Annotated in this window: 16 protein-coding genes; 14 read left to right on the top strand and 2 right to left on the bottom strand. The window is 71.2% G+C overall.

Annotation, left to right across the window (positions count from 1 at the left end):
* The first annotated feature begins 638 nt into the window (after window positions 1-638).
* Genes ssd through STROP_RS20335 form a run of 7 tightly spaced genes read left to right on the top strand, consistent with a single transcriptional unit; the run spans window position 639 to window position 5,681 of the window.
* Window positions 639-1,691, top strand: coding sequence for a septum site-determining protein Ssd (gene ssd / locus STROP_RS20360; protein WP_026275185.1), 1,053 nt, complete (start codon window positions 639-641; stop codon window positions 1,689-1,691).
* Window positions 1,688-2,893: a TadA family conjugal transfer-associated ATPase gene (locus STROP_RS20355; protein WP_012015237.1), complete on the top strand. Its 1,206-nt coding sequence runs from the start codon at window positions 1,688-1,690 to the stop codon at window positions 2,891-2,893. Before ssd ends, STROP_RS20355 begins: the two co-directional genes overlap by 4 nt.
* Window positions 2,890-3,885 (top strand): type II secretion system F family protein, encoded by a 996-nt coding sequence (locus STROP_RS20350; RefSeq protein WP_012015236.1) that lies wholly within the window; start codon window positions 2,890-2,892, stop codon window positions 3,883-3,885. Before STROP_RS20355 ends, STROP_RS20350 begins: the two co-directional genes overlap by 4 nt.
* Window positions 3,882-4,643: a type II secretion system F family protein gene (locus STROP_RS20345; protein WP_012015235.1), complete on the top strand. Its 762-nt coding sequence runs from the start codon at window positions 3,882-3,884 to the stop codon at window positions 4,641-4,643. Before STROP_RS20350 ends, STROP_RS20345 begins: the two co-directional genes overlap by 4 nt.
* A 20-nt stretch (window positions 4,644-4,663) precedes the next feature.
* On the top strand, window positions 4,664-4,837 hold the full coding sequence (locus tag STROP_RS24285; RefSeq protein ID WP_012015234.1) for a DUF4244 domain-containing protein: 174 nt from the start codon (window positions 4,664-4,666) through the stop codon (window positions 4,835-4,837).
* Complete coding sequence (locus tag STROP_RS20340) at window positions 4,834-5,241, top strand: TadE family type IV pilus minor pilin (RefSeq protein ID WP_012015233.1); 408 nt, start codon at window positions 4,834-4,836, stop codon at window positions 5,239-5,241. Before STROP_RS24285 ends, STROP_RS20340 begins: the two co-directional genes overlap by 4 nt.
* A complete protein-coding gene (locus STROP_RS20335; RefSeq protein ID WP_012015232.1) occupies window positions 5,238-5,681 on the top strand; it encodes an Rv3654c family TadE-like protein in 444 nt (147 codons plus the stop codon). Before STROP_RS20340 ends, STROP_RS20335 begins: the two co-directional genes overlap by 4 nt.
* 76 nt (window positions 5,682-5,757) lie before the next feature.
* Here STROP_RS20335 and STROP_RS20330 read toward each other — a convergent pair whose 3' ends face one another.
* Window positions 5,758-8,166 carry a DEAD/DEAH box helicase gene (locus tag STROP_RS20330; protein WP_012015231.1) on the bottom strand — a complete coding sequence of 803 codons (2,409 nt, stop codon included), beginning with the start codon at window positions 8,164-8,166 and terminating at the stop codon, window positions 5,758-5,760.
* Window positions 8,167-8,315: 149 nt separating this feature from the next.
* Here STROP_RS20330 and STROP_RS20325 point away from each other — a divergent pair, with 149 nt between their 5' ends.
* From STROP_RS20325 to topA, 6 genes are all read left to right on the top strand, one after another.
* Entirely contained in the window at window positions 8,316-8,651 is a 336-nt protein-coding gene (locus STROP_RS20325; RefSeq protein ID WP_026275843.1) for an STAS domain-containing protein, read from the top strand.
* Entirely contained in the window at window positions 8,651-9,085 is a 435-nt protein-coding gene (locus STROP_RS20320) for an ATP-binding protein (RefSeq protein WP_018830801.1), read from the top strand. Before STROP_RS20325 ends, STROP_RS20320 begins: the two co-directional genes overlap by 1 nt.
* A 434-nt stretch (window positions 9,086-9,519) precedes the next feature.
* Window positions 9,520-11,868 (top strand): sodium-translocating pyrophosphatase, encoded by a 2,349-nt coding sequence (locus STROP_RS20315; RefSeq protein ID WP_012015228.1) that lies wholly within the window; start codon window positions 9,520-9,522, stop codon window positions 11,866-11,868.
* Between the two features lie 118 nt (window positions 11,869-11,986).
* Window positions 11,987-12,523 (top strand): hypothetical protein, encoded by a 537-nt coding sequence (locus tag STROP_RS20310; RefSeq protein ID WP_012015227.1) that lies wholly within the window; start codon window positions 11,987-11,989, stop codon window positions 12,521-12,523.
* Complete coding sequence (locus tag STROP_RS20305; RefSeq protein ID WP_012015226.1) at window positions 12,514-13,230, top strand: hypothetical protein; 717 nt, start codon at window positions 12,514-12,516, stop codon at window positions 13,228-13,230. The genes STROP_RS20310 and STROP_RS20305 overlap by 10 nt, the downstream gene beginning before the upstream one ends.
* Window positions 13,231-13,520: 290 nt before the next feature.
* Window positions 13,521-16,352: a type I DNA topoisomerase gene (gene topA / locus STROP_RS20300; protein ID WP_012015225.1), complete on the top strand. Its 2,832-nt coding sequence runs from the start codon at window positions 13,521-13,523 to the stop codon at window positions 16,350-16,352.
* A 19-nt stretch (window positions 16,353-16,371) separates the two neighbouring features.
* Here the strand turns inward: topA and STROP_RS20295 are convergent, their stop codons facing one another.
* Window positions 16,372-17,685 (bottom strand): D-arabinono-1,4-lactone oxidase, encoded by a 1,314-nt coding sequence (locus tag STROP_RS20295; RefSeq protein WP_012015224.1) that lies wholly within the window; start codon window positions 17,683-17,685, stop codon window positions 16,372-16,374.
* A gap of 222 nt (window positions 17,686-17,907) precedes the next feature.
* Between STROP_RS20295 and STROP_RS20290 the strand changes: the two genes are divergently transcribed.
* Window positions 17,908-18,501, top strand: a complete 594-nt coding sequence (locus STROP_RS20290; protein ID WP_012015223.1) for a TetR/AcrR family transcriptional regulator — start codon at window positions 17,908-17,910, stop codon at window positions 18,499-18,501.
* Window positions 18,502-18,549: the final 48 nt, after the last annotated feature.

The raw sequence follows: 18,549 nt of genomic DNA, 5'->3' as shown, positions 1-18,549 counted from the left end.
AGGCAGACTGTCGACACAACAGGCGTTCATCTTCCGGACAACCGACAGACCCTCGGCGGTTGCACCCCCCCCCGTGACCGCTGAGTGGTTCGGCTCACCCCCCCCGGAGCCGGACCCCGACGACCCCCGTCTTCCCCCCGACGGGGGTCGTCCCTTCTTCTCCTGTTGTCGGCCCAGGTGAAGCCACGTTTCGAAGCAGGGCTCACCACGCGGACCGAGCCGGAGCTCCGCGCTGTCCCGACAGTACCGCCAGGGCAAGCGACGACCGCGGGGGGCGGCCGCCGTTGATGCTGGGGCGACTGGCTGCCGCGCCGATGTGCGGCCCACCGCCGGACGTGTGGGTTCGGCCAGTTGTTGACCCGCCCGCACCAGTCAGGGCCGGGTCGGGCCGTGGCCTGCTGTCCGACGTTGGCCAGGGGTGGGTAGTCGAGGGTGCGAGCGTCGCGGGCATAGCAGATCAACTATTCGGGCGGACTCTGTCCACAGGTGCCGTCCCCGTCCACAGACCAGCAGCCGGGGCCGCCCTCGGGACAGCCGGGTCGCGCACGCTTCCAGACCAGCGAAGCCCGAGCCGACTGCTGGAGGCCGTGATGCCACCTCGCCCCGCCGTACCGCCCCCGTGCCGCCTGCCCCTCCTCGTGACCTCCGACGACGTGCTCCTGGACGACCTGTTGCGGCTCGCCGCGGCCGGCGGCGTCGAGGTCGACCTCGCGCCGGACCCGGTGGCCGCCCGGTCCCGCTGGTCTCCCGCGCCCCTGGTGCTGGTCGGCAGCGACCAGGCGCAGCCGTGCCTGCGGGCACGGTTGCCGCACCGGCGGCGGTTGGTGCTGGTCGGCCACGCCGGGCACCTCGACCCGGGCCGGGATGTGGCCGACCTGATGGGTGCCGAGTTCGTGGCCGTCCTGCCCGCCGCCGAGCCCTGGCTGGTTGATCGTTTCGTCGAGTGCGGCCCGGAGCAACCAGACCCGGTAGCGGCCCGGGTCGTCGCCGTCCTTGGCGGACGGGGCGGTGCCGGCGCCAGTGTCCTCGCCGGCGGGCTCGCTGTCACAGCGGCCCGCGCCCGGCTGCGGACGCTGCTGGTTGACGCCGACCCGCTCGGAGGCGGGCTGGATCTGGTGCTCGGCTGGGAACAACTGGGCGGATTGCGCTGGCCCGCGCTGACCGACGCCGACGGCCGGGTGGACGCCTCGTCGCTGGTGCGGGCCCTGCCCAGCCGGGGCGACCTGGTGGTCCTCTCGTGGGACCGAGGTGATCTTCGGTTGTTGCCGGCCGTGGCGATGGCGGCGACCCTCGACGCTGCCCGGCGGGCCCGGGACGTGGTCGTGGTTGACCTGCCCCGGCACCTGGATGACGCGGCGGTGACTGCCCTACAGTCGGTCGACCGGGCCTTCGTCGTGGTACCCGCCGAGCTCCGCGCGACCGCCGCTGCCGCTCGGGTGGTCAGCGCCGCCGCACCACACTGCGCCGACCTCTCCCTGATCGTCCGTGGCCCCGCCCCTGGCCGGCTCAAGCCCACCGAGCTCGCGCGGACGCTCGGGTTGCCGCTGGCCGGCACGGTGCGCCTGGAGCCGGCGCTCGGCCGTGGACTGGAACGGGGCCAAGCACCGGCGGCCGACGGGCGGGGCCCACTGGCCGCCCTGTGCCAACGACTCCTCAACGAACTGACCGGTGCGGCGCCGGGGGCGGCATGACCAAGGCGGACGACGGCCTCGCCGCGAGAGTCCGACAGCGAATCGCGTCCTCGTCAACTCCGGTCACCCCGGCGGCGATCGTCTCCGCCGTGCGCGCCGAGCCGGCCGCCGCGGTGCTCGGCGACACCACGCTGCTCCGCCTCGCCGACCGAGTGCACGACGACCTGGTGGGCGCCGGTCCGTTGGCCCCGCTGTTGGTCGATCCACGCGTCACCGATGTCCTCGTCAACAACGTTCACGTCTGGGTCGACCGAGGGGAGGGCCTGAAAGAGGTCGCGGTACCGGTGGGTTCGGTGGACGACGTCCGGCGGCTCGCGCAGCGGCTCGCAGCCAGCGCGGGGAGGCGGCTGGACGACGGCTCGCCGTGCGTCGACGCGCGGCTCGCCGACGGCACCCGACTACACGCGGTCCTGCCACCAGTGGCCACCGACGGTCCATACCTGTCCCTGCGGACCTTCCGGCAGCGCCCGTTCACGCTCGACGAGATGGTTGGTCAGGGGGCCGTGCCACGGGCGGTCGCCCCGGTGCTGGCCGCGGTGGTGGCGGCCCGGCTCGCGTACCTCGTGGTCGGCGGCACCGGTTCCGGCAAGACCACATTGCTCAACACGCTACTTGGCCTGGTTTCGGGCACGGAGCGGATCGTGCTGGTAGAGGACGCGGCTGAGCTGCACCCCGTACATCCCCATGTCGTCGGCCTCCAGGCACGTACAGCCAATGTGGAGGGTGTAGGTGCGGTGGGCCTGACCGACCTGGTCCGGCAGGCGCTGCGGATGCGACCGGACCGCCTCGTCGTCGGCGAGTGCCGCGGCCGGGAGATCGTCGACCTGTTGGTGGCCATGAATACCGGTCACGAGGGTGGTGCCGGGACGCTGCACGCCAACACCCCGTCGGATGTGCCGGCTCGGCTCGAGGCACTCGGTCTCCTCGGTGGATTGCCCCGGCCCGCACTGCACGCTCAGGTGGCGGCGGCACTCCAGGTGGTGCTGCATGTCCGTCGCGCGGATCGGGGACGGGCACTGGATTCCATCTGCCTACTTCTGCCGGAAGGCCCTGATCGGCTGGTCAGGGCGGTTCCAGCCTGGGGCCTTGACAGCGGCCCCGGCCCGGCTGCCCGGACGCTGGCCGAGTTACTGGGCAGGCGGGAGGTGGCGGTGCCACCGATCCTTCGGGGGCCCTGGCCCGGTCAGGCAGGTGTGGGATGACCTCGGTTCAGCTTCTGCTGCTTCTGCTCCTGGTCGCCCTGACGGTCGTCACGGCTTGGCCGTTGACCCGGTTCGTCCGGCGACGGGTCCATGCCACCGGCGACTCGGGTGCCGCTGACGACCCACTGGTGACCTGGGTGTCCAGTCTGCGGCGCAGCACCCCGCCGTCCAGCTGCGGGCCCGGGGCGGAGCGGGACGCGGTGCGGTCGAAGCCGGTGGTGGTGCGGCCCCGGCGACGCGGGCAGGATCGTTCGGCGGGGCCGCCGACCCGGCATGACTCGAGACGTCCGAGCGGGGCGGCTCATCTGATGCCCGGTGGCCGTCGGGCTGCTCCGGTGTCCGGCTCGCGGGTGGCGGTGTCCCCGCCGACTTCCGCCAGGTACGGCCCCCTGGTGGCGGCGCCCCGGCGCACTCTGCTGGTGGCGGGCATGCTGGCCGTCGCCGTGGGTGCCCTGCTGGGCGGTCCGGTCGCGGCCGTCGTCACCGGTACGTACGGCATGCTGGGAGTTCGGGCGTTGCTGAGGCGATGGGCGGCCCGGCAGGCCGACCAGCTTCGCCGTCGTCACCTCGACCAACTCTGTGACCTCGCCGCTGACCTACGGGCCGGCCTGTCGGTGGGCCAGTCCACGGCGCTGTCGGCGGCTGGGAGGTCGGGCAGCACCCTGATCCGGTCGGCTGTCCGGCTCGCGGATCGCACCGGTGCACCCCTTGCCGACCTGCTGGAACGGATCGACGTGGACGCCCGCGCCGCCGACCGAGGCCGGGCCACGGCGGCGGCGCAGGCGGCCGGGGCACGGGCGACCGCCTGGCTGCTCGCGGCACTTCCGCTCGGCGGCATTGGTCTGGGATACGGCATCGGTGTCGACCCGGTCGCGGTGCTCCTGCACTCGGCGGTTGGCGGTAGCTGCGCGGTCCTTGCAGTCATGCTCCAGGTCGCCGGGTTGTTCTGGGCGGAGCGGCTTACCGCGATCCGCGGCGGGGACATCGGATGACCCCGCCGGTGCTGACCGCCGAGCGTTGGTCCCTGCCAGCCCTGCTGGGCAGACTCGGGTGGAGGAGGCGTCGTCCGATCCGTCGGCTGCGCGACCTTGACCGGGTCCCGCCCGGCCCTCCGCTGATCAGGTCGGCGGGTGAGGCTCCGGCGGAGTCCCGTCACCGGCGGGACGCGATTCGGCTCGTCGCAGTGCTCGCCGCCGTGGCGATCGCTGTGCTGGTTGGTGGAGTGCCGGGCCTGCTTGGCGCCCTGCCCGTCGTGGTGTTGCTCGACCGCCTGCTGCGGCGGGTCGAGTCACCGGCCGCCCGGGAACGGCGCCGACGGGAGAACGCGGCCCTGCCGCTCGCCGCTGACCTACTCGCGTCGGCGATGCGCGCCGGTGCCCCGGTTGACCGATCGGTACTGGCGGTGGCAGAGGCGCTCGACGGGCCTCTGGCGGAGCGGCTCGCCCGGGTCGGGCGTCTCCTTCGCCTTGGAGCGGAGCCTGCGGAGGCGTGGTCAACGCTTGCGGCGGTGCCCGGCGCCGAGCGCCTGGTCGGCGCCGCGCTCCGCTCGGCAACCAGCGGTGCTTCCCTGGCGGGTGCGTTGACACGCCTCGCCGACGACCTGCGGGCCGACCGGACCACGGCGGCCGAGGCGACAGCCCAGCGGTCCGGGGTTCTGATCGTGCTGCCGTTGGGGCTCTGCTTCCTACCGGCCTTCATTCTCGCCGGCCTGGTGCCGGTGATCGTCGCCGTTCTCGGCGACGTGCTCTGACCAATCTCGAGAAAGGACGCATGGACATGCGCAGAATCACCGCCCGGCTTCGAGGCGACGCCGGGATGAACACCGCCGAGTACGCCGTCGGCACGCTTGCCGCAGTCGCCTTCGCCGGGCTTCTACTCAAGGTGCTCACCTCTGACAACGTGCAGACCGCGTTGACCGCCGTCATCGACCGGGCACTTCAGTGAGGCGGTGCCGGTGGGCCGGCCGAGACCGGGGCTCCTTTACCGCCGAACTGGCGGCCGGCCTGCCGGCGCTGCTCGTGTTCCTCTTCGTTGGTCTGACGGCGGTCGACGCGGTGGGTACCAAGGGCGCCTGTCTGCACGCAGCCCGGGAGGCGGCGATCGCCGCCTCCCGGGGTGCGGATGGGTGGGCCGTGGTCCGTGCGGTAGCCCCACCGGGAGCCAAGGTGTCGATCGACAAAGACGGGCAGCGGGTACGCGTCACTGTTCGCGCTCCGGTCCGGGCTCTCGGGGCGCGAATGCCCCGACTGACGGTCACGGCGACCACCGTGGCCGCAGTCGAACCTGGCCCTGAGCCCTTCCTCCCACTGGCCGAAGCTGTCGTCGGTGGAGCGGGAGTGAGCCGGTGACCGGCGGTGGCCGGGGGTGCCCCGCTGCCGGCCGGGACGAGGGGGCTCGGTTGGGACGGAAGGCGGCCGGCGAGGAGAGGCGGCGGATGTCCGCTGGTGGCGACCGGGGCGGTGCCACGGTCCTGCTGCTCGCGGTCGGGGTCGCGTTCGTCGCCTTCGGGGTGGTGGGCGCGGCGGTTGGTGGGGCTCGGATAGCCCGACAGCAGGCAGGTGTCGCGGCGGACCTGGGTGCGCTCGCCGGCGCGGCGTCCGCCATGCTCGGCGCCACCATCGCGTGCGAGTCGGCCCGGGCGATCGTCACCGACAACGGTGGCCGGCTCGTCAGCTGCCAGCTCGAGGGCTTGGACCTGCTGGTCACCGTGGAAGTGACCGCCACTGTGCTACCGGGCCTGGTCCGGGCCGCGACCGGGCGGGCCCGGGCCGGCCCGCTGCGCGGTTGAGCGCACATACACCCCGGCCGGTTCGCTGGCTGGCAGCGGACGCGGGAGTGCCGGGGAACGCCGGGCCCGTCGGCGCTCAGGACGCCCGGCTGGCCTGAACCGTTCCGGATGGCAGGTTGGCCAGTACGACGTCGAGGACCCGGACCGCGTCCGGCTTGGACAGTGGATTGTTGCCGTTGCCGCACTTCGGGGACTGGACGCAGGACGGGCAGCCGAACTCGCAGCCACAGTCCGTGACCACATCCCGGGTAGCCCGGAGCCATGTCGCCGCCGTTGCATACGCCCGCTCGGCGAAGCCGGCCCCGCCGGAGTGGCCGTCGTAGACGAAGACGGTCGGTGCCCCGGTGTCGGGATGCATCGCGGTTGACAAGCCGCCGATGTCCCACCGGTCGCAGGTGGCGGTCAGCGGCAGCAACCCGATCGCGGCGTGCTCGGCGGCGTGCAGCGCGCCCGGCACGTCGGCCGGGTCGACTCCACTCGCGGTGAGGGACTCCGGCGAGAGCGTGAACCACACCGCCACGGTTCGCAGCTCCCGGGCGGGTAGGTCCAGGGGGCGGGTGTCGATGACCTCGCCGGTGGCAATTCGGCGTCGCTGGTAGGACACCACCTGGCTGGTCACGTCGACCTCACCGAGAAAGAGCCCGACCGGTCCGGCGTCCACGTACGACCGGACCGCCACCACCGACAGCGACGTGACATCGCGGGCATGGGTGGACCAGTCCGGCTCCTCGGGGTGCACCAGCGCGCACCCGTCGGCGAGGTCGAGGGTGTCGACCACGTACGAGACGCCCTGGTGCAGGTAGACCGCCCCGGGATGCAGCAGGAAGTGCGACGACCCGCCGTCGACCGTGCCGAGCAGCCGCCCGGTCGCCGTCTCCACCACGCAGATCGGTGCGCCGTCTCCGCCGCGTAGCTCCACCTGGGGGCGCTCGCGGTGGCGCCAGTACCACCCGGTGGGGCGCTGTCGGAGCGCACCGGCCTCGACCAGAGCGTCCACCGCCTCTTTCGCGCCGTCCCCGAACAGGTCCAGGTCGGCCGGGGTGAGTGGTGCCTCGGCGGCGGCGCAGGCGAGCTGCGGCCCGAGCACGTACGGATTGGTGGGGTCGAGCACGGTCGCCTCGACCGGTGCCCCGAAGACCGCCTCGGGGTGGTGGACGAGGTAGCTGTCGAGCGGATCGTCCCGGGCGACCAGCACCGCCAGCGCCTCCTGGCCGGAGCGTCCGGCCCGCCCGGCCTGCTGCCAGAGCGAGGCGCGGGTGCCGGGGTAGCCGCAGATCAGCACCGCGTCCAGCCCGACCAGGTCGACGCCGAGTTCGAGGGCGTTGGTTGAGGCGAGTCCGCGCAGCTCACCGCTGAGGAGGGACCGTTCCAGTTCGCGTCGCTCCTCGCGCAGGTAGCCGGCGCGGTAGGCGGCCACCTGGTTACCCAGCCCGGATACCGCCTCGTCGAGGGCCCGGCGGGCGTTGGCGGCCACCGCCTCGGCCCCCCGTCGGGACCGGACGAAGGCGAGCGTGCGGACCCCCGCGGCCACCGCGTCGGCGAGCAGGTCGGCGGTTTCTCGCAGCGCGGATCGACGTACCGGCGCGAGGTCGGTGTCGTCGGGGGAGGTGGTCGGGGTGGGCAGCGTCGGCGGCTCCCACAGCGCGAAGGTCACCCCGCCGCGGGGCGAGGTGTCTCCGGTGACCGCCGCCACGGGCAGGCCGGTGAGTCGTTCGGCCGTCACGGCCGGGTCACCCGAGGTGGCGGAGGCCAGCACGAAGACCGGCGTACGGCCGATCCGAGTGCACTGCCGGCGCAGTCGGCGCAGCACGTGCGCCACCTGCGAGCCGAAGACGCCCCGGTAGCTGTGGCACTCGTCCACCACCACGTACGCGAGCCGGCGGAGGAACCTCGTCCACTGGGCATGGCCGGGCAGGATGCCGTGGTGGAGCATGTCGGGGTTGGTCAGCACGAACCGCGCGTGCTGCCGGATCCATTCCCGTTCGGCCCGGGGGGTGTCTCCGTCGTAGCAGGCGGGGCGTACTCCGTCCAGCTCCAGCTCGGTGATGGCCCGTAGCTGGTCAACAGCGAGTGCTTTGGTGGGAGCGAGGTAGAGCACGGTGGCGCGGGGGTCGGTGAGCAGCGTTGACAGCGCCGGGAGCTGGTAGGCCAGGGACTTGCCGGATGCCGTGCCGGTGGCGACGACGACGTGGCTGCCGGTGTGGGCGAGATCGGCGGCTTCGGCCTGGTGCTGCCACGGTGTCTCCACGCCCTGCCGGGTGAACGCCGCGTGCAGATCCGCCGGGACCCAGCTGGGCCACGGCGCGGGCTCGCCGGCGCGGGCGGGTACCCGTTCGACGTGGGTTACCGGGTCGGCGTCATGCCGGGCGCGTAGCTGGCCCAGCAGCTCTGTCGGGGACGGCCCGGGGGCTGCGGCGCGGGTGGCCGTGGGTGACGGCGGCCGGCCGGGGCGCCGCGGCCGGGGCGCCGGGCTGTCGGAGGTCACGTCCTGCACTCTCGCACTGGTGTTCGGGGATGGGTAGCGTTGGTTCGGGGCGCGGTGCCTGCCCGACGGGGCGCTGGTGGTATCCAGTGTCACCCGTGGTGATGGTTGAATGCCCGTGGAGAGTTTACGGCTCTTGCGAGGAGGATCTGATGGAGCTGTCGCTGGCGACGCGCACCGTGGGGGAGTTCGCGGTGGTCGTGGTCGGCGGTGAGGTGGATGTCTACACCGCACCTCAGCTCCGGGAAGGACTCCTCGAGTTGATCGATGCCGGGGTCGAGCACGTCGTGGTTGACCTGGGTGGAGTCGACTTCCTCGACTCCACCGGGCTTGGTGTGCTGGTGGGTGCCCTCAAACGGCTGCGGACCGTCGGCGGTTCCTTCGCCTTGGTCTGCGACCGGGAGCCACTGCTGAAGATCTTCCGCATCACCGCGCTTGACCAGGTATTCCCGCTGTATCCGACGGTTGACGCGGCGACCGGCGTGTGATGGCCGTGGTCCGTCTCTCTTTCTCGCCCGCGCCGGTGCATGTCCGCACGGCGCGGTTGGTCGGTGTCGCCGTGGCGCGGCGCGCGGGGGTCCGACAGGGCCTGCTGGACGAGGTGCGACTGGCGATCGGTGAGGCGTGTACCCGGGCGGTGGCGTTGCACCAGCAGTACAACCTTTCTGACCCAGTGCGGGTTGAGATGTCCGATTCTGGGACGTATGCCGTTCGGGTGGTGGACCGGGCGCCGCTCGAGGCCGGAGCCGATCTTGCGGCGTTGCCGCCGTACGAACTGGCCCGGGAGTCACTCAGCGAGGATGCGTTGACCACCGGCGTCGGCTTCGCGCTGCTCGCTGGCTTCGTCGATGACCTCCTGGTGCGTCCCGCGGAGGGGGGCATCGGTACCGAGGTGCGGATGGTGTGGCCGGTCGGCCACTGAGCGCGCCGAAGCGCCGCCCGGTTTCCCGCTCCGACCTGCCAGCCCGACTCCTGCCCGGGCCCGAACCCCGCGCCGACCCGTCTGGCCCGACCGTTGCCCCTCGGGGCCTGTCCGGGGCGGCCTTGTCCTGGGTTGGGGGCAGGTGGTGGGCTGGTTGTCCTCTTGATCCCTATCGGCGCTTCGCTATATCAGAGTTTTCTTCATAGCACAGCGATGGAGATCATTCCGACACGATGACCACCAGGTGTGACCTCTGACACTGCGGACAGCTACAGTACCCGGGTTGTCAGCAAGTGAACCCTTCCGCAGCCAGCGGGAACGGTGCTCCATCGTTGGTCCGCTCGGTGGGTTGGCGCGTGCTTGCGACACCGCATCCAGGCGCCGGCCCTGCGTCTCCAACGGTCGGCGCGAGCGTTCGGTACAGGAGGACACAGATGTCCGACACCTTGGCCGCCGAGGGCGGCGGGATCTCCCTCACCGGGAGCAATGTCACCTACGTGGTTCTCGCCGCCGTGATCGCGGCCGTGGCGCTGGCCTTCGCCGCCGCGCTGACGCGGACCGTGCTGGCCGCCGGCAGGGGCACCACCAATATGCAGGAAATCTCGGGGGCGGTGCAGGAGGGCGCCTCGGCATACCTGCTCCGGCAGTTCCGTACCCTGGCGATCTTCGTGGTCGTCGCCGTGCTGCTGCTCTTCCTGCTGCCGGTGCACGAGACCGACGGCAGTGAGACCGCGGTCAAGATCGGCCGGTCGGCCTTCTTCGTCATCGGCGCGCTCTTCAGCGCGTTCATCGGGGGCGCCGGCATGTGGCTGGCGACCCGGGCCAACCTGCGCGTCGCCGCCGCAGCCCGGGAGCGGGTGGGTGGCCGGGAGACCGCCATGCGGATCGCATTCCGTACCGGCGGCGTTGTCGGCTTCCTGACCGTCGGCCTCGGTCTCCTCGGCGCGGCGCTGGTCGTCCTCTTCTACCGGGGCGACGCCCCGACCGTGCTGGAAGGCTTCGGCTTCGGCGCCGCGCTGCTCGCCATGTTCATGCGGGTCGGCGGCGGCATCTTCACCAAGGCCGCCGACGTTGGTGCTGACCTGGTCGGCAAGGTGGAGCAGGGCATCCCCGAGGACGATCCGCGCAACGCCGCCACCATCGCCGACAACGTGGGCGACAACGTGGGCGACTGCGCCGGCATGGCCGCCGACCTGTTCGAGTCGTACGCGGTGACCCTGGTCGCGGCGCTGATCCTCGGCCGGGCCGCCTTCGGCGAGCAGGGGCTGGTCTTCCCGCTGATCGTCTCCGGTATCGGTGTGATCGTTGCGATCATCGGCGTCTTTATCACCCGGCTGCGCACCTCGGACCGCTCCGGCCTGACCGCCATCAACCGGGCCTTCTACGCCTCCGCGCTCATCTCCGCGGTGCTGGTTGCCATCGCGGCCTGGACGTACCTGCCGGCCAGCTTCGCCGAGTTGACGCAGGGGCTGGCCGACGTTGACCAGAACCCGCGCGTGGTGGCCATCGGCGCGGTCGTCATCGGTATCGTGCTGGCCGCCGCGATCCAGGCACTGACCGGCTACTTCACCGAGACCGACCGCCGCCCGGTGCAGGACATCGGCCGCAGCTCACAGACCGGCCCGGCCACCGTCATCCTCGCCGGCATCGGTGTCGGTCTGGAGTCCGCGGTCTACTCGGCGCTGCTGATCGGGGCTGGCGTCTTCGGCGCCTTCCTGCTCGGCGGCAGCTCCATCACGCTGTCGCTGTTCGCCGTCGCGTTGGCCGGTACCGGACTGCTCACCACGGTCGGCGTCATCGTCGCGATGGACACCTTCGGTCCCATCTCCGACAACGCTCAGGGCGTGGCGGAGATGTCCGGCGACATCGATGCGGACGGCGCCCGCACGCTGACCGAACTGGACGCGGTCGGTAACACCACCAAGGCGATCACCAAGGGCATCGCGATCGCCACCGCGGTGCTGGCCGCGACCGCGCTCTTCGGCTCGTACACCGACACGCTGCGCATCGCGTACGCCGACGCGGGCATCACCGATGTCGGCGGCGAGATCCTCAACTCGCTGAACGTGGCGAACCCGCGGAACCTGGTCGGTCTCATCATCGGTGCCGCGGTGGTCTTCCTCTTCTCCGGGTTGGCCATCAACGCCGTGTCCCGCTCGGCGGGCGCGGTGGTCATGGAGGTCCGCCGGCAGTTCCGGGAACTGCCCGGGATCATGGACCGTACCCAGCGCCCCGAGTACGGCAAGGTCGTCGACATCTGCACCCGGGACGCGCAGCGGGAGCTGTTGACCCCCGGCCTGTTGGCGATCATGGCGCCGATCGCGGTCGGCTTCGGGCTCGGACCGGGCGCGCTCGCGTCGTACCTGGCTGGGGCGATCGGTGCCGGCACCCTGATGGCCGTCTTCCTGGCCAACTCCGGCGGCGCCTGGGACAACAGCAAGAAGATGGTCGAGGATGGCGCGTACGGCGGCAAGGGCTCCGAGGCACACGCCGCGACCGTCATCGGTGACACCGTCGGCGACCCGTTCAAGGACACCGCCGGCCCGGCGATCAACCCACTGATCAAGGTGATGAACCTGGTCTCGCTGCTGATCGCGCCGGCCGTGGTGGCCTGGAGCGTGGGCGACGACCGCAACAACGGGCTGCGGATCTCGATCGCCGTGGTCGCGACCCTGATCATTGTCGCCTCCGTGCTGTTCAGTAAGCGCCAGGGCGTGTCGATGTCTGATCCCGGAACAGGTACGGGCAGCTCGGAACAACGTCCGGAGGCGGTCCGCACCTGAACTGTTCACACCGCACCGCACTGCCGTCCTCCTGGCTCGCGTGGGGAGGGCGGTGGTGCGGACGTCCGGGTGAACCTGAGCGCTGTACCGGGCGGCGCGACACCGTACGCTGCAACGCATGCGTGTGTGCCGGGCAGCGGCTGGAAGGCTGGCGGCAGTGCTGGCTACGGTTGTCCTGACCGCCGGGTGCGGTGGCGGGCCGAGTCCCGGGGCGTGGGCGACCTCGGTCTGTTCCGCCATGACCCCGTGGCGAGCCGAGATCAAGAAGCTCACCAGCAGCACCGACCAGCAGATGACTGCCCAGACCAGTCCGGCTCAGGCCAAGGAGAACCTCGTGCGGCTCTTCGACGGGGCGGCGCGGGCCAGCGAGACGGCGCGACGCCAGGTGGAGCAGGCCGGCATCCCCGAGGCGGCGCAGGGCGCCGAGGTGTCCGAGCGGTTCCGCACGTCGCTGGCGCAGATGCGGGACGCGTACTCCAAGGCCCGGGACTCCATCGACAGCCTCAGCACGAGCCAGACCACCGTCTTCTACGACGGGGTGCGGGACGCGGTCCAGACCCTGAACCAGGAGTACGAGGCCAGCGTGTTGGACGCCAGTGACCTGAACTCGGAGGAGTTGAGACGCGCCTTCGCCGAGGTCCCCGAGTGCCGTTGACCGGGCCGGTGGACGGGGAGCCGGCGCCGGGACTCTTCCCGGCGCCCGAGCTGCTGGCCCCGCCCGCCATCCGGGGCGGCACCAACCGGGCCGTGGGCCGGGGTGTTGCCGCCGCTCGATCTGACGACGCGGGTCGTCAGCTCACCTTCTTCGGCGCCGAGGCCGCCGAACCCGCCGTCGCCGACGTGGCCGGCCTGCTCGCCGGACCGGCCGATATATCCGTAATGGGGGGTACCGCCCGTCTGGCCGTGGTTGTCGACGACGCCTGGCGGGTACACGTGCTGGTCGCCGAGTTGGAGGCGCGGCACCTCCCCACGAGCTGGGCGGCGGCGGGCGGTGGACGGCATACCGTGCGGACGGCGTACACGAGGGTGCTGAAGCCGCTGGTGGCGGCGTGGCTGAACGGCCCGGCGAAGCATCCGCCCGACGCCTTCCACCTGGATGGGCGAGGGCTGCGCCTGTGGCTCGTCGCGGCCGGTGCAGTGATGGACTCCGACGTCCTGCTCCGCCTCGGGCCGGCCGCCCACCAGCGGGTGGCGTCGGTGGGGGCGGCGCTCGCCGCGGTGGGGTTGCCCGCCGTGCCGGAGTCGGGCCCGGACGGCCTGGCCTACCGGATCACCGGACGCCGACTGCTGAACCGCTTCGCCGAACTGGTCGGCGACCCGCCCCCCACCGTGCCCCACACGGCCTGGCCGTACCGCCGTTGAGCAGCGGCGCTCGGCAGCCGCAGCGTCGGGTTGGCGGCGCGGTGGCCTCCCGATGACACACCTGCCCCCGACCGGGTGGGTTGGGTCCTGTTCGTCACGGGAAGCGGTGGTCGGGTCTACGGGCAGTGTACGGTGACGCCGGGTCGGGTCCCTCCGGTGTTGTCGCCCACGAAACCGGAATCCCGGACGACGCGTTACGTTGGACATCCGGACTGTTGGGCACCGGCGGGGTCAATGCGCCCCGTTCCGGGCACCGCGGTCGTGATGCGGGAGTGAGGTCGGAGAGAGACGTGCCGAGCAATACTGGAACCACCCGTCTGGTCATCGTCGAGTCCCCGGCGAAGGCCAAGACGATCTCGGGCTACCTCGGCCCGGGGTACGTCGTGGAGGCCAGTTTCGGGCACGTCCGCGACCTGCCGCGCAATGCCGCCGATGTGCCGGCGAAGTACAAGGGCGAGGCGTGGGCCCGGCTCGGCGTCGATGTCGACAACGGCTTCCACGCCCTCTACGTCGTCTCGTCGGACCGCCGGCAGCAGATCAGCAAGTTGACCAAGCTGGCCCGGGAGGTTGACGAGATCCTCCTGGCCACGGATGAGGACCGGGAGGGCGAGGCGATCGCCTGGCACCTGGTGGAGACGCTCAAGCCGAAGGTTCCGGTCAAGCGGATGGTCTTCCACGAGATCACCAAGCCGGCGATCCAGGCCGCGGTGGCGAACCCGCGCGAGATCGACCGCGATCTGGTCGATGCCCAGGAGGCCCGCCGCATCCTCGACCGGTTGTACGGCTACGAGGTGTCCCCGGTGCTGTGGAAGAAGGTCATGCCGAAGCTCTCGGCGGGCCGGGTGCAGTCGGTGGCGACCCGCATCGTGGTCGAGCGGGAGCGGCAGCGGATGGCGTTCCGCACCGCCGAGTACTGGGACATCCTCGCCACGCTCGCCGGCGAACAGCCCGGCGAGGGCCCCCGTACCTTCAACGCCACCCTGGTCGCGCTCAACGGTGACCGGATCGCCACCGGCAAGGACTTCGAGCCGACCACCGGGCGGGTCCGTCCCGGTGCCGGCGTGGTGCACCTCGACGAGGGCGGGGCCCGGGGGCTGGCCGCCCGGCTGGCGGATCGGCCGTTCACCGTCACCCGGGTCGAGGAGAAGCCGTACCGTCGCCGTCCGTACGCGCCGTTCATCACCTCGACGCTGCAACAGGAGTCGGCCCGCAAGCTGCGCTTCTCCTCCCAGCAGACGATGCGGACCGCGCAGCGGCTCTACGAGAACGGCTACATCACCTATATGCGTACCGACTCGGTGAACCTGTCGGAGACCGCCATCGCGGCGGCTCGCCGGCAGATCGTCGAGCTGTACGGGGAACGTAGCGTTCCACCGGAGCCGCGTCGCTACACCGGCAAGGTGAAGAACGCGCAGGAGGCGCATGAGGCGATCCGCCCCGCGGGCGACACCTTCCGTACCCCTGGTGAGCTGCGCAACGAGCTGTCGGTTGAGGAGTACAAGCTTTACGAACTGATCTGGCGGCGCACCATCGCCTCCCAGATGACCGATGCTGTGGGCTCCAGCGTTTCGGTGCGGATTCGTGCCGTCACGGCCGCCGGTGAGGAGGCGGACTTCGGCGCCACCGGTAAGACCATCACCGACCCGGGTTTCCTCCGTGCCTACGTGGAGTCCAGCGACGACGAGAACGCCGAGGCGGAGGATGCCGAGCGGCGTCTGCCACATCTGGTGAAGGACCAGCCGCTGACCGGCGAGCAGCTCGCCGCGCAGGGGCACCACACCCAGCCGCCCGCCCGTTACACCGAGGCGTCCCTGGTCAAGGCGCTGGAGGAGCTGGGTATCGGCCGCCCCTCCACCTATGCGTCGATTATGCAGACCATCCAGGACCGGGGGTATGTCGCCAAGCGTGGCCAGGCGATGATCCCGTCGTTCCTGGCCTTCGCCGTGGTCGGGCTGATGGAGCGGCACTACCCGCGCCTGATCGACTACGGCTTCACCGCCAGCATGGAGAACGAGCTGGACGAGATCGCCGGTGGCGACCACGCGGCGGTGGACTTCCTGACCGCGTTCTACTTCGGCATCACCAACGGCGCCGGTGACCAGGACATTGCCCGCTCCGGTGGGCTGAAGAAGCTGGTCACGGAGAATCTGAGTGAGATCGACGCGCGGAGCGTCAACTCGATTCCGCTCTTCAGCGACGACGAGGGGCGGCCAGTCGTCGTCCGGGTGGGCCGCTACGGGCCGTACCTACAGCGGGAGTTGCCCGGCGAGGCGGCCGCCGCCGACGGTGAGGAGGGCGGCGGCCAGGGCGACCGGGCTCCGATTCCGGAGGGGCTGGCCCCGGATGAGCTGACCCCGGAGAAGGTGCACGAGCTGTTCCTCGGTGGCGGTGGCGAGCGCAAGCTCGGGGAGGACCCGGCCACCGGGGAGCCGATTCTGCTCAAGTCGGGCCGGTTCGGCCCCTACGTGGCCAGTGGGGAGCGTAAGTCGTCCCTGCTGCGCTCCCAGTCGCCGGACGCCCTCACCCTCGACGAGGCACTGCGGCTGTTGAGCCTGCCTCGGCTGGTCGGTACTGACCCGGAGGGCAACGAGGTCTTCGCCAACAACGGCCGCTACGGCCCGTACGTCAAGCGGGGCGAGGAGTTCCGGTCGCTGGAGTCCGAAGAGAAGATGTTCACGGTCACGCTGGACGAGGCGTTGGCTCTGCTGGCCGCTCCGAAGACCCGGCAGCGTCGGGCCCCCGCGCCTCCGCTGCGGGAGTTGGGCGCCGACCCGTTGACCGAGAAGCCGCTGGTCATCAAGGACGGCCGGTTCGGGCCGTACGTGACCGACGGGGAGACCAACGCGTCGTTGCGGCGTGGTCAGACGCCGGAGGCACTGAGCCTGGAGCAGGCGTCGGAGATGCTGGCCGAGAAGCGGGCGAAGGGCCCGGCGCCGCGGAAGAAGGCGGCCAAGAAGGCCGCGCCGGCCAAGAAGGCGACGCCGGCCAAGAAGGCGACGAAGAAGGCGGCAGCGACGAAGAAGACCGCCGCGGCGACCAAGTCAGCGAAGAAGACCGCGACGGTGAACAGCACCGCGGCCAAGCAGGCGAAGCCGAAGCGGGCGGGCAGCGCGGCCGAGTGACGCACGCACCGCTGTACGGTCAGTCGAGGATGCGGGACAGGTGCTCGCTGGCGAACACCCGGTGCGGGTCGAGCCGGTCGCGGACGGCCTGGAAGCTGTCCCACCGGGGATAGGCGGGGGCCAGGGAGGCCGCATCGCGCCAGTGTAGTTTGCCCCAGTGCGGCCGGCCGCCAAGCCCTTCGGCCAGCTCTTCGACGGCACGGAAGTACGGCTCGTACGGCATCCCCACGTACTGGTGGACGGCGAGGTACGCGGAGTCCCGGCCGTAGCCGTGTGAGAGCCAGACATCGTCGGCGGCGCTGAACCGGATCTCGGCCGGGAAGAGGACCTTGACCGGCAGTCGGTCCACGATGCGGCGAAGGTCGGCCAGGGCCGGGGCGAGGGCCTCGCGGGGCAGCGCGTACTCCATCTCGACGAAGCGGACCCGACGGGGGCTACAGAAGACCGCGTCGGAGGGGCCGGTGTAGCGGCGTTCGGTGAGCACCCGCGCGGCGACGGAGCTGATGCCAGGGGCGAGTGCCGGTACGGCTCGGCCGAGCCGGCAGGCTCCGGCGAGAAGCGTGTTGGACAGGAATTCGTCGTTGAGCCAGCGGTGCCAGCCCGGCAGCGGACGGTCGTTGACGGGTACCCGGTCGTTGCTTTTGACCTGGACACGATCGGTGTATGGGAACCAGTAGAACTCGACGTGGTCGTGTCGCTCTACCAGCTCGGGCAACTCGGCCAGCACTCCGGCCAGCGGCGCGGGCCGCTCGTGGGCGTGCAACACGAACGCGTCCACACAGCTCAGGGTGACGTCGACCAGGACGCCGAGTGCGCCGAGCGAGACCCGGGCGGCGGCGAAGACATCCGGGTTTTCGTCGGCGGAGCAGTGCAGCACCTCGCCGACGCCGGTGACCAGGGTGAGCGCGGTGACGAAGGTGGACAGGCAGCCGTATCGGGCGCCGGTGCCGTGAGTGCCCGTCGAGATCGCGCCGGCTACGGTCTGCGCGTCGATGTCACCGAGGTTGGGCAGGGCCAGTCCGTGTCCGGCGAGCAGCCGGTTGAGGGTGCGAAGCGTGGTGCCGGCGGGTACCGTGACCAGCCGGCGATCGAGGTCGACCCGCGCCTCGTGGGGCAGGCCCGTCAGCTCCATCCGATGACCGTCGGTCCGGGCGACGGGGGTGAAGGAGTGGCCGCTGCCGACCGGGCGGATACGCTCTCCGCCTGCGACGGCGGCCCGTACCGCTTCCGCGATCTCGGCGTTCGATGTGGGGCGCAGCACGCTGGTGGCGGTGCCACGTTGATTACCGGCCCAGTTGGACCAGGCGTTTACGGAGCCTGCGGTAGCGACCATGGACGCTCCTCGACATGAATATGAAGTGACTTCATATCAGGAACGTTGTGCCTGGTAAATACCGCAATCGAGTTCCGCTCGTTGTACCGGTAGTCACGGACTCGTGACGTGCAGATATGTTCATCCGTCGAAGGGGGGTGGCGAGTGTCTACACCAGCCGCCACGACCGGGCCGCTGCGCCGCGTACCGGTGCAGGGTCGAAGTGTCGCTCGGGTCCAGCGAATGCTGGACGCCTGTGCGGAGCTCGTCGACGAGGTGGGGTACGAGGGGCTGACCACGACGCTGCTCGCCGAGCGCGCCGAGGTGGCGATCGGGTCGGTCTACCAGTTCTTCCCGGACAAGCGGGCGATCGTGCAGGCGTTGACCCTGCGCACGATGGAGTCCTATCTCCAGCGGCTCGACGAGAGGTTCGCCTCTGACGACCTGACCCACTGGTGGGATGGGGTTGACGCGGCAATCGACGAGTACATCACGATGCACCGCACCGTTCCCGGGTTCCGTACCCTGCACTTCGGCGACGTGGTCGACCTGCACCTGCTCGATGAGCAGCGGGACAACAACGGGGTGATCGCGGATCAGCTGGCCCGCGTCCTCACCGAACGCTTCGGACTCACCGACGTCCCGGAGCTTCGGTTCCATCTCGAGATCGCGGTCGAGGGCGCTGACGCGCTCATCAAGCTGGCGTTCCGCCGGCGGCAGGAGGGCGACGACCGGGTGCTCTTGGAGGCGAAGGCGTTGGTCCGGGAGTACCTGTACCGCCAGGTTGACGCTCGGGGGGGCGTGGACCGGCCGGTGGAGGTCGCCCAGCCAGCCTGATCGGTGTCCACCCGCCCGGACCGTCCGTAACCGGTCCGGGCGGGCGGG

The organism is Salinispora tropica CNB-440, from assembly GCF_000016425.1.
In the GTDB taxonomy this organism is placed as follows: Bacteria; Actinomycetota; Actinomycetes; order Mycobacteriales; family Micromonosporaceae; genus Micromonospora; species Micromonospora tropica.
This window is presented reverse-complemented; position numbering and strand designations above follow the sequence as displayed.

Excerpts from the sequence above, each read along its gene's own strand:
- STROP_RS20355 (WP_012015237.1), top strand. The coding sequence starts at position 1,688 with ATGACCAAGGCGGACGACGGCCTCGCCGCGAGAGTCCGACAGCGAATC.
- STROP_RS20350 (WP_012015236.1), top strand. The coding sequence starts at position 2,890 with ATGACCTCGGTTCAGCTTCTGCTGCTTCTGCTCCTGGTCGCCCTGACG.
- STROP_RS20345 (WP_012015235.1), top strand. The coding sequence starts at position 3,882 with ATGACCCCGCCGGTGCTGACCGCCGAGCGTTGGTCCCTGCCAGCCCTG.
- STROP_RS24285 (WP_012015234.1), top strand. The coding sequence starts at position 4,664 with ATGGACATGCGCAGAATCACCGCCCGGCTTCGAGGCGACGCCGGGATG.
- STROP_RS20325 (WP_026275843.1), top strand. The coding sequence starts at position 8,316 with ATGGAGCTGTCGCTGGCGACGCGCACCGTGGGGGAGTTCGCGGTGGTC.
- STROP_RS20320 (WP_018830801.1), top strand. The coding sequence starts at position 8,651 with ATGGCCGTGGTCCGTCTCTCTTTCTCGCCCGCGCCGGTGCATGTCCGC.
- STROP_RS20315 (WP_012015228.1), top strand. The coding sequence starts at position 9,520 with ATGTCCGACACCTTGGCCGCCGAGGGCGGCGGGATCTCCCTCACCGGG.
- STROP_RS20310 (WP_012015227.1), top strand. The coding sequence starts at position 11,987 with ATGCGTGTGTGCCGGGCAGCGGCTGGAAGGCTGGCGGCAGTGCTGGCT.
- STROP_RS20295 (WP_012015224.1), bottom strand. The coding sequence starts at position 17,685 with ATGGTCGCTACCGCAGGCTCCGTAAACGCCTGGTCCAACTGGGCCGGT.
- STROP_RS20290 (WP_012015223.1), top strand. The coding sequence starts at position 17,908 with ATGCTGGACGCCTGTGCGGAGCTCGTCGACGAGGTGGGGTACGAGGGG.